Source organism: Leptospira chreensis (genome assembly GCF_016919165.1).
GTDB lineage: Bacteria > Spirochaetota > Leptospiria > Leptospirales > Leptospiraceae > Leptospira_A > Leptospira_A chreensis.
The window spans coordinates 171,454-188,150 of sequence record NZ_JAFFPS010000008.1 but is presented as its reverse complement, the minus strand read 5'-3'; the positions used below and the strand labels follow the sequence as shown (position 1 = coordinate 188,150).

Below are 16,697 nucleotides of genomic sequence, written 5' to 3'. Positions count from 1 at the left end.
TTTCCCTGTAAATGAAATTTCCCATCCTATTTTTATGGATTTCTTTGATTTTCCTTTGTTCTTTGTCACTAATCTCCAAAGACACAAAACAGGTATCCTCCACAGAAAATCGGGTGGAATCCATCCTTCCCACAACACCAGAGTCAGGCTCTCCTTGGGGTGATAGTTCCGAACGTTTGGAAACAATCCCGCTCCTCAATTTGATCGATGAAAAGAATTCCCAAAAACGGTGGCAAGATGCCAGTAAAGAATACTCTACTGCGATAGACCATTTTGAGTTAGGAAGGAAAACCATAGAGAAACGAAAGGAAGACTCGAAAAAAGAAATCTATTATGAAGATCGATATGAATGGCAAAAACAAATCAGAAAAGAAAACAAAGAAAAGGAATTTCAAAAACAACTTTTTGATTTAAGATCACAAACGGTCGGCAGACTTGTGAAAGGAATGAACCTTCTCGAAAAAATCGAAAACCCAAAAGTTAAGGAAAGTGCGCCTTATTTGGATTTAAAATCGGGAATCTTTAGAGAGTATATCAAACACCAAGAAGCTTTTAAAAATTATCTCCAGGTCATTGATTTTGCGGAAAAATACATTGAACTCTCTTCCAAAAATGAAGGAGAAGCGGAACCACATAGACTCCTTGCCCTCTCTTATGAAAAAATGGAACAAACAGCAATCCGCTCTAAAAACCAAGAACTCTATTACGAGTTCAAAGAATTAAAGAAAAAACATCTATTGCGATTTGCTGAGATTCACTATGGTCGCGATTCCAAAGAATACGCGAAAATAGAGGAAAAGGTAGGAAAGGACTTTTAACTCAAACCCAGTTTCTTTTTTAAAGATCTGTTTTCTTCTACTAGTTCTTTGATTTCTTGTTCGGTATATTCGAAAAGCCGATCTTGCGCTCTTAGAATTTTATCTAAGTTCATTTCTTCAATACGCGAATAGTTTAAAACTTGTTCGGTAGCTTTTTGTAATTCCAGAGCTTGTTTTAGTTCCTTTTCGCGGAGTTCATCCAATTGTTGGCTTGCCTTCACTCTTTCATGAAGTTCAATCAATTCTTGGTTTTTCATATCATTTACTTTTTCTAAAGCAGTGCTGATACCCGCTTGGGAACGTTTCACTAGTTCTTCGTATTGTAAAATAGAACGGAGGGCTTCATTTTCTTTTTTAGATTCTTCGTATTCTTGGTGTGCTAGAGAAAAAACACCTTCAAAAAATCCAACATTCTCCAAACAGGAATTTCCAATATCCAAAGCCGCCGCTTTGTAAGATTCCGATTGGATGGTTCTGTCTAAAATCATTCGCAGTTCCCGAACATGGAGTGGATTTTCTAAAACCAAATACTTCAAGTGCCCTTGCACTGTCTCTTGGATTGGTTCGACTCCATCTTCGGAAGAAATTAAAATTAATGATACAAAGGGACTCGCTTCAAAAGTTGAAACGATGGTTGCCTGGATTTGTTTCCATTCGGTAAAAGTTACCTGAAGGAACAAAATATGAATGTCGTTGGCAGTAATTGAAATACGATCCAACTCATCCAATTGCATTTGGTTGACTTGAACTTTGATCTTTGAATGTTTCCAAAGTTCTACCGGAAAGGGGCGTCCTTTAGATATATTCCAAATGTAAGAAGTTTTCAAACCATATCTCCTAAACTACAACTACTGATTCTATAGGACTGCAATGAGGGGAATTTTCTAGCAAATTTTGTTTTATTTGGCTTTTCGGAACCGATTTTTTACCAGTTCCACTTTCTCTTCCAACAGGTCCCGAAATCGAAAGTAAAATCCCAATCGGCTCCGGATGGACTCAGGCAATTTAGCATCAGTGCGTGAAATCATAATGTATATGGATAGGGTGGCAATCACAATATTTGCAGACCAAGGCCCCACCCAGTCAGGAACATTCTCTTTGTAAGAAATACCGGAACCAAAGATAAAAAAGGTATAATAGATCAGTAAAAAAATAACAGCGAGTGTAAAACTCATTCCTTTTCCGGATCGTTTGACGACAAGTCCCAGCGGAAAGGATAAAAAGAAAAAAATCTGGCAAGACAAGGGAGTGGCAAATCGTTTGTGGATTTCTACATTGAAACCGGTGAGAGTCTTTTTGGATTCATTGAGAAGTTCGGAAAGTTGAGTGAAGAGTGCAAATTTCTGAGCCATATCTTCTTGTTTTCCCGAACTCGCACCCATGATTAGTTCGTACTTAAACTGCTCCACCATTTGTTTTAAACCACCGACACCCTTAATCGAAAGCCCATATTCTTTTAAAATCTCTAACCCAGGAATTTTTTCGAGTCCTTCGGATTCAATGGCATTTCGAATTTCAATGAGCATGGGCAAAGAAAAGGTATCCGGTTTTACATTGATACTCAATGTCTTTGTTTCCTTCTTTGCCGGGGTATTATAGTCCATCTCCCCATCCATAAAGTTAGTAATTCCAATAGCACTCGTTTCCGGATCCCATTCGATTACATAACCTTTCCTAAGACGTACAGACTTTTCATATTCGCCGGTTAGATTTTTTTTCTCAACTAAATAACCTTCTTTCGCATTGATGATTTGTAACATCCGCGATCCCCCCATAGGGACTGCCAAGTTATTCACCATAATAAAATCGGTTCCATCGGCAGAGATAGCCCATTCACGGATTTGGACATTACTCAAATTCCCATCGGCATCGATTCCACCAGAATACATAGTCCTCCCCTTTTCAGAGAAAAAGTCCTGGGTTTTGTCTCCCGAAAACTGACCTGGTTGGATAGCAAGTAAAGGATTGTAAGTGGCAATCCAGTTATCAAAATCTTTCATCTTACGGGTGTTCTCTGGACCTAGATAAAAATTTAAGTAACCAACAATGAGAGTCATCAGAAAACCAAACACCAGAAAGTTGGAATAGATATAAGGAAAAGAAACACCGGAGGCTCGCATCGCCGTGATTTCGGAATCGCCAGACAAACGACCGGCAGCCATGATTCCAGACATTAAACAAGCCATGGGAATGGTCATCGGAAGGGTGTTTCCAAAAACGTAACCCATATAGTCCAAAAGGCGAAAGAAATCAACTCCCTTACCGACAAAGAGTCCGATCATCTTTTGGATGGCTACCGCCATATAGATCATGGTAAAAAAGGATAAAGCAACAAGGAAGGGACTTAAGATTTCCTTTAGAATATAGATTCTAAGAATTGACGGTTTGAATCGTTTCCACTTGCCCAAACGATCCGTATCCACCATAAATCCAGGTGGTAAGTCATCCTTGGAGAAGACTCGAACGGTTCGTAAATCGACTGGTTTAGCCAACGAGTTTTCCTTTGAGAGTGGCACTGGTTGCCGATTCTACTTTCACCGTAACGGTTTTCCCAATCCAATCTGCAGGATCTTTGGAGAGACCTTCCGGAATTGGGAATACAATCATCCTTCCGCAATGAGATCTACCACATAACTCGAGTTTGGATTTTTTTGATGTGTTTTCAATAAGGACAGAAAATTCATTCCCAATTTTGGATTGGTTTTTTTCGTGAGAAATTTTGGTTTGGAGTTCAACAAGTTCAATGAGTCGTTTACTTTTAACTTCTTCGGGAACATCATCGATAAACTTTCGTTTTGCGATCGTACCTTCCCGTTCCGAATATTTGAACATATAGGACATATCAAATTTAACTTTTTTAACCACTTCTAAGGTTTCTTGAAACTCTTCTTCTGTTTCTCCCGGAAACCCAACAATAATATCAGAAGTGATTCCTATATCAGGAATTCGACTTTGGATGCTTGCGACTAAATCTAAATATTCTTCTTTGGTATAACTACGTTTCATATCCCGAAGGACTTTGGAACTTCCCGCTTGGAGAGGCATATGGATTTGAGAAGAGAACCGCGGTTCCTTTGCCATAAGAGAGATTAGGTGGTCCGGAAAATCTTTGGGATGGGGACTTGTAAACCGAACTCGTTCCACTGTTGTTTCTGCAAGGATCTTTTCCACAAGGGCACAAAAGTCTGTTTCTTCATGAGAATAACTATTTACGTTTTGGCCAAGGAGTGTGATTTGTTTTACGCCCATCGCTTCGAGTTGGAGGATTTCAGCCACAATAGAACCGGGCTCTCGACTCCGTTCTCGCCCTCTCGTATAAGGCACCACACAAAAAGTACAAAAATTATTGCAACCACGCATGATGGTAACAAAGGCTTGGATTCCATTGACTACTTTGGGTTCTAGTTCATCATATGTTTCTGTACGAGAAAGGCGTGTTAGTTGGACATCACGTTCCCCTCCTCGGATTTTTTGAATGAGTTCTGGTAAAGTTCTGTAATTGTCTGGTCCAACAATCAAATCCAAAGGAAGTTCCTGGTGGAACAAATCTTCCCCTAGGTTCTGTGCCATACAGCCAAGGACTCCAATCACTAGGTTTGGATTCTTTTTCTTTAAATACCCAAGAGATTGTAATCTACCATAAATTTTGGCATGGGCATTTTCTCTGACCGCACAGGTATTGAGGAAGATGATATCACTCTCTTCGATGGATTCTGCCGATTCATAGTTCTCTTTACGAAACAGCTCCTTGACGATCCCTGAATCGTATTCGTTCATTTGGCATCCGTAGGTCTCCACATAGACCTTTCCGAGTTGGATGGGGCTTTCTGTAGTTGGGATTTCAGTCAAGGATGGGTTCATAATGATATGTTTTTCCAGAAAATTTCCTTGTAAAGCAAAGAAGATGGGAACTAAAAAGACTATATGGCTCGCACAAAACGGGAAACATTTTATGCAATTCTAGGGGTGACTAAGGAATCCACTCCAGAGACCATCGAGGCCATTTATTTAAAGGAATTAGAGTTTTGGGAGAGGTTACAGGCGGCGGGAGTTTCCGAAGCCCAGGATAAAATCCTCGAGCTAACACGTGCCTATTTGACTTTGGCAGATCCCGAAAAACGAAAGGATTACGATTCCCAATTGGACTTTGAATTTGTGCTTTTGGATGGAAAGGCGAAAGATCCAGAAATGGAAGAAGCCTACGATGTTTACCGACTGGGCCATCATAAAACCTACCAAGAGATCATCAGTGAATTCACTAGGTTCCGGGAAGAAATGGGAGATACTCTTTGGATCTTAAAAAAAACCACCATCTACATGGTTCTCAATCTACTTTTGTATTCGGGACTGGTTCTCCTTCATTCCCTCTGGAATGAAACCTCAGAAACCGAAAAAACAATCTCCGATTCGGCTTCGGGTTGGGGATCTGGATTATTTCTTATCTTAAGTGGGGTTGGTTACCTATTCTTTCGTTTCCGTTTTCTAAAAAAAGAATTAGAAAAACGGAAAGAAAGGAGAACCTAACGAACGTCTTTCGGAAACAAAATAGGCAAAAGGTTGGGAAAACAAGCTCCACTCAAATGGAGAGAATCCACAAAATCCTTACAAACCCATCGAGGATCAGAACTCGGATCTACCACTGTAAATTTGGAATTCGGAATCTTTTGTGATTTTTCTACGGCTTTTCTGATTTCCAAATTGAATCCTTCCAGAAGTCCATCCGTCGACATCCTTCTTCGAAGTGCATCAGAAACCGCAGGAAAATAAACAATCACAGGAATTCCTGTTCCTTCGAGTAGAGTAAGCATCTTCTTAAAAAAATAGATTTGTGTCGGAGCGAGAGCCTGTCCTCTTAGATACTGATTGTACATGGCTTCTGCATCTCTTTCTAAAAAAACATCCATATTCGCAAACTTGATTTCGTTCGGTAGGGCACCAAACTTAACCCGGTTTACCATTTTGATTTTGTCAATATAATTGCGTTTGTGGTCTTTCCCAGTGATTCCCACAGACATACCAGGGAAAAATCCAACTTCAATTTCTTTATTGTTCGCTTTGATTGCTGTGGGATCTAAAGGATATTTGTATAAAGCAAATAGTTTTTTTAAGAGATAAATCTCGACTTCATCGGCAGAAAATCCTTTCGCATCCACTGCCCAAGGATCTTTCGATTTGATTCTATAAAAATCAATCTGGCTTAATACGTATCCATTGTCATAGGATCCGTTTAATGAATAATCAATGGCTGCTTGGGAAAATAAAAGCGGATCTACTTCGATCAATACATAACGAAGAGGAAGTTTGGAACTAAGAGTTCGTTCTAGCCAATAGGCCTGGAAACTAGGTGGACCAAAGGGAGCTGCAAAATTAAAGGAGTTGGTATTGGGGAAAAATTTCTCCAACATCTCCGAATCGAATTCTCCTGAACGAGAACTCCCGAGAATGAGTCCAATTTCTTTGGAAGGATTTTTTTCCCTCTCTTCCAACATAACTTCAAAAAGATCTTCTTTTAATTCATAAAACTTTCTTTCGATTTTTTTCCAACTATATGTATTTTCTACAATGATGGGTAAAAAGAAAATTTTATCCAAAAGAAAGAGACTGAGTGCCAGTAGGATCGGATAGAGGACGATAGGAAATTTAAATTGGTATTTCATATTAAAATTGGAAATAGATAAATTCCGTTCCTCCCGGAGCAAGATAACCTAACAAAATAGTAACGACTAAGGAAAAACCAAGGAGAAAACTAAGAGAGGTTTTCGTTGACCAATTTTCCCTGGGAAAGCTAGGTTTGGTTTGTAAATAGTTTAAGAGAAATGTAATGATCAAACTATAAAGGATGAGTTCGAGTTTATTTGTCCTTTCTCCCGCAGCGCCAGTAAAAGATCGAACATACATAGTGACCGCGTTCTGTACTGATGGCGCATTAAAAAAAGGAATGGTGAAAACAAAAAAACCAAATGCGTAAATGACTCCGATCCACTTTTTCCACTGGGAAGTTTTGATTGTTTTGTCTGGTTTTCGAATGAGTTCAATTTTTCTTTCAATACTGAGCATCAGTCCGTGCAAAAATCCCCAGATGATAAAGGTAAAATTGGCTCCATGCCAAAAACCAGCAAGAGTAAAGGTAACAATTAAATTCAAATAACCACGATATTCAAAAACTCTAGATCCACCTAACGGAAAGTAAATGTAATCTTTAATCCAAGTAGCCAGGGTCATATGCCAACGAGTCCAAAGTTCTCGAACGGAAGCAGATAAATACGGTGCATGGAAATTTTCTGGTAGATTGATTCCCAAAAGTTTTCCAAGTCCCCGGGCCAAATCTGTATACCCGCTGAAGTCACAGAAAACCCGGGCCGCATATCCAAACATCGCAATGAAGTTGGTAAGTCCATCATAGGACTCTGGATTCTGAAAGATCGGTTCGATGACTGGAGAGAGATTATCCGCAAGAACTACCTTTTTAAAAAGTCCGAGAAATACTAAGTAGTAACCTTCAAAGAGTTGTTCTTTCTTTGCATTCCAAACTTCTAATTGATAAAAGAATTCTCCGTGTCGAACAATGGGGCCTGCAACTAATTGCGGAAAGAAAAAGATAAAAAGAGCAAACTGAAAGAAGTTGGGATTTTCTTCGGCATTCCCTCGTTTGATATCAATGGTATAAGCAACCATCTGGAATGTATAAAAACTAATCGCAAGAGGCAAAGTAATCGAAGAAACACCAAATTGCGAGTTAAGGAAACTTTGGACAGATTCTGGTGCGAAATAAATATTTCCCGTCAGTTGGAAAAGCTGAGCCCAAAGAAAATAAAAATACTTAAAGAGGAAAAGGTTTCCAAAGTTTACAAAAAGAGAAACGGGATACCAGTATGTGGATTTATTTTTTAAGATTTGTTTATTAAAAAAATGATTTAATAAAACTATTGTTAGGAAGTGGAAGGCGAATGGGATCGACCAGGCCGCATAGAATCCAAACGATGCCAAAAACAGAAATCCCAATCGCAATTTGCCACGGAAGATCCAATGCAAACAATATACGACAAGGAAGAACAAAAGAAAACTAAGGGATGTAAATTTCATTCTAAGATTTCACCAATGTATGAGATCATGTATCACCATCAACCTGAATCACAAGGCCTTTTAAGTATTCTCCTTCCGGGTGGAAGACGGAATATCCATGGTCTGGGCTCTGGGTTAGATGGTGCAAAATTCTAACTCTTTTTTTGGCATCCTTTGCCGCCCCGAAAACAATTTTTTTAAACAAATCAAAAGAAATATGTTGGGAACAAGAGAAGGTAAAAATAAGTCCTCCTGTTTGGATTTTTTTCATCGCTCGCATATTGATGTCTTTGTAGCCCCGACTGGCCTGATTGACTGTGGCAATGCTTTTGGTAAAGGCAGGCGGATCGAGAATGATCAAATCATAAAAGTCTGCGTCCATTGTTTTTAAATAGTCGAAACTATCCAAAACCAAACTTTTATGCCGAGAAAGTTCTTTGGGGGAACCAAGCCCATTTAAACTTAAGTTCCTTTCGCAAAGTTCGATTGCTTGTTTTGAAATATCTAAACTATGTACTGCTTTTGCACCAGCTAATAGTGCATAAACGGAAAAAGCTCCCGAATAGGCAAATGTGTTGAGAACCGTTCTTCCCGATGCGTAACGAGAAACTAAAGCCCTGTTGTCTCTCTGGTCGAGAAAAAATCCTGTTTTTTGTCCTTTGGAGATGTCAGCGATGAATTGGATTCCGTGTTCTGTAAAGATGGGTTCCGATTCCTCTCCTTTATGAAAGATTGAATCTCCCCCTGATTTCTCGTCCGGTTTGTCACCTTTTTCAAATATGGTTTCAAATCCTTTTGTTGTCAGAAACGAAACAAGCCATTCACGTAATCGTAAGGCACCAGGAGTTTTCAATTGCATAACAGCTGTTTTCTGGTAACAGTCCACAATGATCCCGGGAACAGAATCTCCTTCTGAATGGAAGAGACGAAATCCCGTTGTGTCTTTGGGAAGAAGTTTGAGTTTGGATTCATAGATTGCAGCCCACTTAGAAGTCCAATAAGATTCCAAGGAACCATCTTCTGATGAATCAAAAGAGAACAAACGAAGACGGATTTGACTTTTAGGATCATAATGACCCCAGGCAAGAAACTCACCGGAAGAGGATTCCACTCGGACAGTATCTCCCGAAGCCAGGCCTGTTTCTCCGGAAGCAATGGCTCCGGAAAAAATCCACGGATGAAAATTTAATACAGCTTTTTCTTTAGTCTTTTTTAATCGAATGACCATTTTACATCCATTTGGAAAGGTAACAGAGTTAAGAACGTAAGGGTTCGTCTATATATGATAAAAATCGTACTCATTTTTCTTGTCTTTTCTTTTTCCCTACTCCATTCACAAACCTTACCAGATTCCACTACAGAAACCAATTCCAAAGAGCTGGTTTCACTTGATACAAAGAAGGAAGACCCCACTACTTTCTGGTATATGACAGAAGAGGACCTCAGTGATTTAGAAATTCAGTCTCTCACAGAGTCCAACTTTCTCCAAAGGAAATGGAAACGAATTGCCATTCCAGGAAACTTATACAAAAATAAGGAAGATAACAAAAGAAAACAAACAGTCTTTCTTGCGAAATGGATCCATATCACAAAAGATCCCTCCACCCAATACAGCCTAAGACTTGGGATCATCAATGATAGAGATAAAACCTATCTCAATGGACATTTGATCGGACATACAGGTGTATGGAATGCAAGTGACCCCCAAGCTTATGACAAACTCAGAATTTATAGAGTTCCCTCTCATCTCATTCAATATGGAAAAAAGAACTTACTTCTCATTCAAATTCAACCTTACTTTGGAAATTCTGGTGGGATTGAACAAGATGAAACCATTCTTGGGCCTTCTGAAAAAATCGATTCTAGATTTTATAAAGATGAATTTATAAAATTAATTTTTCTTACCATCTATGCAACAGTTGGTGGTTATTTTCTATTTCTATTCATCCGAAGGCAAAAAGATAGAGAAAACTTTTTCTTCGCCTTATTTTCCTTTTCCTTTGTCATTTATAATTTTTTAAGAAACCAACTCAAATACGAATTCGGATTTCCTTTTTTGGAAATGAAGAAGTTTGAGTATATGGTGATTTTACTTCTTATCCCATTCATGTATCACTTCCTTCGGACTTTGTTTGAGGAACGATATCATATTTTAGGGAAAATTTTGGATGGATTACAGCTGGGATTTTTTCTTTACTTTGCTTTTTCAAAAGACATAGAAACTTTTAGTTTTTTACTCACCAATTTTATCCAACCCACTTGGATCGTTTATGTGGTTCTTATTTTTTCCATTTTATTCAAAAATTTAAAAAAGAAAGAACGCAGAGCCTTTTACATCACGATTGGAATTTCCATTGTTTTGGTTGCTGCCATTATTGATTCAGCCACCAACAGAAACTATTGGGTCTTTCCACGTATTATGGGATATACATTTCTTGTATTTAATATCTCTCTTGCCATCATCCTTGCCAATTCCTTTGTCAAACTAAACGAAGAAGTCGAAGATTTAAACAAAAACCTAGAGAAAAAGGTAGAAGAAAGAACGGATGCCTTAAACGAATCCTTAAGCCAACTGCAGATTCTAAAAGAAAAACAAGATGGTGATTATTTTTTAACTTCCCTTCTCATCCAACCTTTAGCTCGCATCGAAAACAAAATTTCGGAGCTAGAAATCGAAACCTATGTAGACCAAAAGAAAAAGTTTCAATTCCGGGGAAAAGATGGAGAGATCGGTGGAGATATCTGCATTGTCGGAACGGTCCATTTGGATTCTGGTGACTATACTGTTTTTGCCAATGGAGATGCAATGGGGAAATCCATCCAAGGTGCTGGTGGTGCTTTGGTACTCGGCGTTGTGTTTCAAGCCGTTCTTTCCCGGGCCAAATCCAGTTATACCAAGTCAAGGCCCCCCGAACTTTGGTTAAAGGATCTTTATGTCGAACTACAATCCGTATTCGTTAGTTTTGATGGGTCCATGTTATCCAGTGTGGTTCTTGGTATGATGGCTAAAGACGGTTTTGTTTATTATATCAATGCAGAACATCCTTGGAGTATTCTTTACCGGGACGGCGTGGCTTCTTTTATCGAAACAGAACTCTCCATGCGAAAGTTAGGATTTCCAAAAAACGATCATTACTTCCAAATCAAAACCTTTGCCTTAGAGGCAGGTGATACCTTACTCATTGGATCGGATGGAAGAGATGATATTGAACTGAAACAACAAGATGAATCCATACGTCTCATCAATGAAGATGAAACTTTGATTTTACGTTTTGTAGAACGTTCGGAAGGAAACCTAAAGGAACTTGTTCATGAAATTGAATCTAGTGGCGAAATCACAGATGATCTTTCTTTTCTAAAAATTGTATACCAACCAAAAAACCAAAGGATGTCTCTTCCGGAAGCCATCAGAACAGAATACTTAGAAATCAAATCCACCTCGAAGCTCGGGAATTTTACGGAAGCCATTGCGAAATTACTGCTCCTTATGGAAAATTATCCTCATCCTTCGTTTCACGCCTTAGCGGGAAAGTTGTATTTTCAATTAAAGAATTGGTCTGAGGCCGCAAAACATCTCAAACTAGCCGCTAAAGAAAATCCCAATCGCGAAGACTATCTCTATATGACAGCAAAAGCTTTGTATAAAAATGAACAGGTGGGAGAGGCAGTGATTTGGTCGGAACGATTGTTTCTGCGAAATAAACTCTACCAGCAGAATACAAAGTTATTTTTGCATCTGCTAGATAGAACAAACAATATAGATAAAAAAGAATTTTATTTAGAATTTATTAACTACGAACAAAGTATAGGATAACAAGGATACCTAGTAGAATTCGGTAAATTCCAAAAGAAATAAAACTTCTACGACGGATAAAAGCCATAAACAAACGGATGATAAAGTAACAAATGATAAACGATACGATACTTCCAAAAAGAAGAAGGCCGATGGTTTCTGAATTCAAAATGGACCTGTGTTTGTATAATTTATAAATCCCTGCGAGAGTCAAAACGGGAATCGCCAAAAAAAAGGAAAACTCCGCAGAATCCTTTTTGGATACACCAAGAGTTCTTGCTGTGATGATGGTTGCCGCTGACCGGGAAACACCAGGAATCAATGCAAAACACTGAAAGAAACCCACAAGAATCGATTCTTTGATCCCGATGGTTTTCCCTTCGCTTTCATCGTAGTGGCATCTCTCTACAAATACCATCACAAGTCCACCTACGAGCCAAGATAACCCAAGGATGAGAAGAAGGTCTGGTCTCATTTTGATTTGGTCCAAACTATTTTTAAAAACAAATCCGAGAATTAGGATGGGAAGGATACCTACAATGAGATTGCTGTAGAAAGCAAATCCCGATTTGTCTTCTGATTTCTTTGTGAGAAATAAAGCTGCCGACTTGGTATGTTTCCAGAGAACTTGGAAGTACAATACAACAACAGAAAGGATGGCCCCTGTTTGGATAAAGATATCAAACAAATCTTCAAAAGCTTCATGATCGACTGTTAGATTTTGAAAGGGGAAAAAGTAACTAAAGAGGAAAAGATGTCCCGTAGAAGAAACGGGCAGAAATTCCGTGGCAGCTTCGATGATGCCACGGAGAAACGCATTTAAAGTATTGTCCATTCCGACTTATTTTTGTTGGTTGGCTGGTTCTTCCACTTTTTTCTTAGGTGCAAGGTAGGCATCCAAGTCAAATTTATCGTTACGTTTGATGGTTACTTCTTCTTTGATTCTCTCTACTACCAAAGGAAGTTGTTCTCTGGTTTGTAATTGTTTGATTTGTGCTTTTGCAAATGTAAGGCATTTATCAATAGTTAGGTTTGCAATATTTCGATCCAATCCACGAAGTCTTTCGCATTCTGCTTTTGCTTGTTCGTCAGTGATTTGGATTTTTTTCTCCACTTGTTCTGAAACATACATCTGTGCAATGGTTTGCATTTCTACTTGTTTGATTACTTCTGCTACATCTGGACGAGAGATATAACCGTTTTTCTCAGCAACAAGGCGAGTCATGATCATCTGGCGGTAAGTTTGGTAGAAGTTTTTCTTTTGGAGTTGGTAGTTTAAATCTTGGAAGTTTTGTGGAACTTCGCTGATGTCTTTTTCGATGAACTCAAGAAGAGTCTTTTTTTCAATATTTTGCAATCGGCTGATAGAATCAAGAGCTGTATCATAAGCCGCTTCAAAGTCTTTTACGGTAATTTTATGGTTATCCAAAGTTTCAATGACTGGAGAGGAGTCCGAACACTGAACGAGGAAAAAGGATGCCAAAAAAACAAACAAAGGAAGGATTTTAGTCATATTATTTTAGTGCCTGAAAGGATTTGTGATGATGGTTTCGCCAATTCCCGCAATGTCTATCCTTTTTTAGGCACAGGAGCTTGAATCTATTGCCTAAAAATTAAGCGGCCAGGAATTCCAATAGAGAAAGCAATTTCTTGATTTTTTGCAGATCTTCCCGTTCCGGAATCGTATAACGGAGTACTGATGGTTCTTGTGGAGAGATAAGAAGTCCCTTAAATTTAGCCATCGCCTGGATCACACGATCTGGATCTCCACGGAAATAGGTTCCACATTTAAACAAGATTTCTTCGGGTTTTTCTGTCACAAACTCGAACCCTAAATTAGAAGCCAGGGTTCGGATTTTTTCTAATTCCACAAAGGTTTTGGCAATCTGCGGAAGTTCTCCAAACCTGTCTTCCATCTCCAAGGAGAGTTCCTCGATTTCATCCAGGTTCGCAGAACCTTCAAATCGTTTGTAAAATTCGATTTTTTGTTTTGTGTCCGGAATGTAATCATCCGGTAAATAGAAGTTTGTTTTTAAATTCACGGCAGTACGAACTTCCACCCGCACCTCTTCTCCTTTGATCCGTGAAATTGCCTCTTCCAACATCTTCACGTAAAGATCAAACCCAACTTCCATAATGTCGCCAGATTGTTCTTTACCGAGTAAATTCCCTGCTCCCCGAATCTCTAAGTCCCGCATGGCTACCTTAAAACCAGAACCTAACTCTTGATATTCGAAGATGGTATTGAGTCTTTTTTCCGCAAGTTCTGTCATGAGTTTCTTGGAAGGATAGAACATATAGGCATAGGCCTTTCTATCGGAACGCCCCACCCGGCCCCTGATTTGATAGAGTTGGGAAAGTCCAAACATATCAGCCCTTTTGACAATGAGAGTATTGACATTGGGCATATCAATTCCCGATTCAATGATTGTAGTTGTGACTAAAATATCATATTTACGTTCGTAAAAATCAACAAGAGTTTCCTCAATTTCATCTTCTGTCAATTGGCCATGTAAAATTCCGACAGAAACCTCTGGAACCAGGGAACGAATGTAAGCGGCTTCCTCTTCAATGGATTCCACACGGTTATAGAGATAAAATACCTGACCACCCCTTTCGATTTCTTTCCGAATGGCTTCTTGGATGAGAGTATCATCTTCTTCTAATACATAGGTTTCTACACTTTGTCTATTTTTAGGAGCCGTAGAGATAATGGACAATTCCCGAATTCCAGTCAGGGCCATATGTAATGTACGAGGGATGGGTGTCGCTGTCAGAGTCAAAACATCCACAAGGTTTTTGAATTTTTTAATCGCTTCCTTATGAGTTACACCAAACTTCTGTTCTTCGTCAATGATGAGAAGCCCTAAGTTTTTTGGTTTTACCTTGGAAGACAAAATGGCATGGGTTCCAATGAGCATATCAATTTTCCCTTCGGAAAAATTCTTTAGGTCTTCTCTGATCTCTGCCGGAGACCGGAACCTCGATACAAAGGCAATTTTTACAGGATAGTTTTCATATCTCGATTTAAAAGTATTAAAATGTTGTAAGGAAAGGATGGTTGTGGGAGTGAGAAGCATCACTTGTTTTCCCGCCATAATCACTTTAAAAGCAGCCCGAATGGCAACTTCTGTTTTCCCATATCCCACATCCCCGCAAACCAACCGGTCCATTGGTCTTGCCGATTCTAAATCTTGTTTTACGGATTCAATGGCAGAAATTTGATCAGGGGTCTCTTCAAATTCAAAGGCAGCTTCAAATTCTTCCTGCCAAATGGTATCTGGAGGGAATGCAAATCCATTGAGTTTCAAACGATTGGAATAGAGTAACACTAGTTCTTCGGCAAGTTTATCGACTGATTCCTGGACTCTATCTTTGGCTTTTTTCCAAGAGTTTTTTCCGAGAGTGTCGAGCTTCGGAGAATCGGTTCCTCCAATGTATTTTTGAACCAAAGAAATTTGATCCAGAGGAACAAATAAACTATCCCCGCCAGCATATTCTAATTTTAAAAAATCTCTTTCTTTTCCATCGGCCTTGGTCCTTTCAATTTTAACAAACCGACCGACACCATGATTGACATGAACTACATAATCTCCCTCTTTCAAATCAATGAAAGATTCGATCATTTGCGAGGCTTGTTTTTTATAACGAGTTTTACGTTTGTATTGGCGACCAAATAGATCGTTGTCCGTAAAAATATAAACATTCTCTTCTAAAGCGTGAAATCCTCGTTTGAGATCCGAGATCACAAGATGAATTCCTGGTTTTACATTGTGAAAGGGAATGGGAAGTGGATCTTCCGAATCGGAATGAACGGTCTCGAGTTCATCTTCTGCAAAAAGGCCTTTCAGTCGCATCATCTGTGCAGAAAATGAGGAAGTGATAAAAATTTTATTCTTTGGATCTTCTGATAGAAGTTCTAAAAAATGTTCTTTGGCCTCACGAATCTTTCCTCGAAACCCACGCACTTCAGTGATTGGTTCATAAGAATAATTTCTTTGGTTATCGGGAAGAAGGGAAAAACGAATTCCCGGAGTTTCTTCGGAAGTGAGTGTTTCCCATTCCTCTCCAAATGAAAGTAGTTCCTCTGGTTTTAAACAGAATGCCTCTTCTTTCTTTTTCTCAAAGAGAGTGTTGTATTCCCTTTCCATTCCATAGGAACGTTCTTTCGTATCAAAAAACCTGGGAAAAATTAGAATTGGTTTTTTTGGAAAGAATTTTAGGAAACCTTCATGTTTACGAACGAGAGGCAAATGTTCTTCAATGACCTCTAGTTCCGAATCTATGGGAAGGCGTTTGTCTTTGTTTTCTTCTAATACTTCTTGGTATTTGGCCTTTTCCTCTCGACTAACAATCGTTTCGTTAGCTGCAGTGATGATGATTTCTTTAATTTTTGTTATGGATTTTTGGGTATTGGGATCAAAGGTTCTGATTTCATCTACGGTATCCCCAAAAAAATCGATTCGCACAGGGTTTGCCAAATAAGGAGTGTAAATATCGAGGATACCCCCTTTCAAACTGAAGTGGCCAAATTGTTCGCAAACCTCTTCCCTATGATAACCCAAATGGACTAACTCCGATAATAATTTTTCTAAGGGAAAGTCCTTCCCTAACTGCAAGGAAATAGATTTCCCTTTGAGGCTTTCTTTGATGGGAAGTTTTCGTAATAATGCCGAAACAGAAGTGACCACCAAACAACGATTTCCCGATAAGATCCGATTGATAGTAAGGATGCGATCTCTTTTCCATTCCATTTGCCATTTTGTATATTCATAAGGAATATTTTCAGGTCCTGGAAAATAGAAAATCTCTTCCTGTGGTAAAAAACTAAGGAGTTCCCGAGAAAAACTTTCTGCATCCTGGTTTGTTGGAAGCACCACAAGGTATGTGGAATCAGCGCTGAGAGTTTCATACAAAGATCCAGTGACAAAGGAATGGGCCGATTCGGGAATTCCACTTAAATTGACTAAAGATGACTTGGAATCAGCGATTACTGGTTTGGGACTAAATTTACGATCTTCTAT

Annotated in this window: 11 protein-coding genes and 1 pseudogene; 3 read left to right on the top strand and 9 right to left on the bottom strand. The window is 38.9% G+C overall.

Annotation, left to right across the window (positions count from 1 at the left end; all coding sequences use genetic code 11):
* Positions 1-11: 11 nt before the first annotated feature.
* Positions 12-818 carry an FcpA-related putative periplasmic flagellar protein gene (locus tag JWG41_RS02645; RefSeq protein ID WP_205268402.1) on the top strand — a complete coding sequence of 269 codons (807 nt, stop codon included), beginning with the start codon at positions 12-14 and terminating at the stop codon, positions 816-818.
* On the opposite strand, the gene JWG41_RS02640 is transcribed toward JWG41_RS02645, so the two are convergent.
* From JWG41_RS02640 to miaB, 3 genes are all read right to left on the bottom strand, one after another.
* On the bottom strand, positions 815-1,645 hold the full coding sequence (locus JWG41_RS02640) for a hypothetical protein (RefSeq protein ID WP_205268401.1): 831 nt from the start codon (positions 1,643-1,645) through the stop codon (positions 815-817). The genes JWG41_RS02645 and JWG41_RS02640 overlap by 4 nt on opposite strands.
* Before the next feature lie 72 nt (positions 1,646-1,717).
* On the bottom strand, positions 1,718-3,310 hold the full coding sequence (locus tag JWG41_RS02635) for an LptF/LptG family permease (RefSeq protein WP_205268400.1): 1,593 nt from the start codon (positions 3,308-3,310) through the stop codon (positions 1,718-1,720).
* On the bottom strand, positions 3,303-4,679 hold the full coding sequence (gene miaB, locus JWG41_RS02630; protein WP_205268399.1) for a tRNA (N6-isopentenyl adenosine(37)-C2)-methylthiotransferase MiaB: 1,377 nt from the start codon (positions 4,677-4,679) through the stop codon (positions 3,303-3,305). Before miaB ends, JWG41_RS02635 begins: the two co-directional genes overlap by 8 nt.
* A gap of 63 nt (positions 4,680-4,742) precedes the next feature.
* Here miaB and JWG41_RS02625 point away from each other — a divergent pair, with 63 nt between their 5' ends.
* Entirely contained in the window at positions 4,743-5,342 is a 600-nt protein-coding gene (locus JWG41_RS02625) for a J domain-containing protein (protein WP_205268398.1), read from the top strand.
* Here the strand turns inward: JWG41_RS02625 and JWG41_RS02620 are convergent.
* From JWG41_RS02620 to JWG41_RS02610, 3 genes are read right to left on the bottom strand one after another with little or no spacing between them, the layout of a single operon-like run.
* On the bottom strand, positions 5,339-6,475 hold the full coding sequence (locus tag JWG41_RS02620; RefSeq protein WP_205268397.1) for a DUF1574 domain-containing protein: 1,137 nt from the start codon (positions 6,473-6,475) through the stop codon (positions 5,339-5,341). The genes JWG41_RS02625 and JWG41_RS02620 overlap by 4 nt on opposite strands.
* A gap of 1 nt (position 6,476) precedes the next feature.
* Positions 6,477-7,901 (bottom strand): MBOAT family O-acyltransferase, encoded by a 1,425-nt coding sequence (locus JWG41_RS02615; protein ID WP_205268396.1) that lies wholly within the window; start codon positions 7,899-7,901, stop codon positions 6,477-6,479.
* 25 nt (positions 7,902-7,926) lie between these two features.
* Complete coding sequence (locus tag JWG41_RS02610) at positions 7,927-9,108, bottom strand: class I SAM-dependent rRNA methyltransferase (RefSeq protein ID WP_205268395.1); 1,182 nt, start codon at positions 9,106-9,108, stop codon at positions 7,927-7,929.
* Between the two features lie 54 nt (positions 9,109-9,162).
* On the opposite strand from JWG41_RS02610, the gene JWG41_RS02605 reads away from it, so the two are divergent.
* Entirely contained in the window at positions 9,163-11,694 is a 2,532-nt protein-coding gene (locus JWG41_RS02605) for a SpoIIE family protein phosphatase (protein ID WP_205268394.1), read from the top strand.
* On the opposite strand, the gene JWG41_RS02600 is transcribed toward JWG41_RS02605, so the two are convergent.
* The 3 genes and pseudogenes from JWG41_RS02600 to mfd all read right to left on the bottom strand — a co-directional run.
* Positions 11,669-12,508, bottom strand: a complete 840-nt coding sequence (locus tag JWG41_RS02600; protein ID WP_205268393.1) for an undecaprenyl-diphosphate phosphatase — start codon at positions 12,506-12,508, stop codon at positions 11,669-11,671. The genes JWG41_RS02605 and JWG41_RS02600 overlap by 26 nt on opposite strands.
* A 6-nt stretch (positions 12,509-12,514) precedes the next feature.
* Complete coding sequence (locus tag JWG41_RS02595) at positions 12,515-13,186, bottom strand: lipoprotein LipL31 (protein WP_205268392.1); 672 nt, start codon at positions 13,184-13,186, stop codon at positions 12,515-12,517.
* A 100-nt stretch (positions 13,187-13,286) separates the two neighbouring features.
* Positions 13,287-16,637, bottom strand: a pseudogene (gene mfd / locus JWG41_RS02590) (transcription-repair coupling factor); the annotation flags it as partial.
* Positions 16,638-16,697 lie beyond the last annotated feature (60 nt).

Bases quoted from the DNA above. Each gene is read 5' to 3' on its own strand.
- JWG41_RS02605 (WP_205268394.1), top strand. From the start codon at position 9,163: ATGATAAAAATCGTACTCATTTTTCTTGTCTTTTCTTTTTCCCTACTC.
- JWG41_RS02595 (WP_205268392.1), bottom strand. From the start codon at position 13,186: ATGACTAAAATCCTTCCTTTGTTTGTTTTTTTGGCATCCTTTTTCCTC.
- JWG41_RS02610 (WP_205268395.1), bottom strand. From the start codon at position 9,108: ATGGTCATTCGATTAAAAAAGACTAAAGAAAAAGCTGTATTAAATTTT.
- JWG41_RS02600 (WP_205268393.1), bottom strand. From the start codon at position 12,508: ATGGACAATACTTTAAATGCGTTTCTCCGTGGCATCATCGAAGCTGCC.
- JWG41_RS02645 (WP_205268402.1), top strand. From the start codon at position 12: ATGAAATTTCCCATCCTATTTTTATGGATTTCTTTGATTTTCCTTTGT.
- JWG41_RS02625 (WP_205268398.1), top strand. From the start codon at position 4,743: ATGGCTCGCACAAAACGGGAAACATTTTATGCAATTCTAGGGGTGACT.
- miaB (WP_205268399.1), bottom strand. From the start codon at position 4,679: ATGAACCCATCCTTGACTGAAATCCCAACTACAGAAAGCCCCATCCAA.
- JWG41_RS02620 (WP_205268397.1), bottom strand. From the start codon at position 6,475: ATGAAATACCAATTTAAATTTCCTATCGTCCTCTATCCGATCCTACTG.
- JWG41_RS02615 (WP_205268396.1), bottom strand. From the start codon at position 7,901: ATGAAATTTACATCCCTTAGTTTTCTTTTGTTCTTCCTTGTCGTATAT.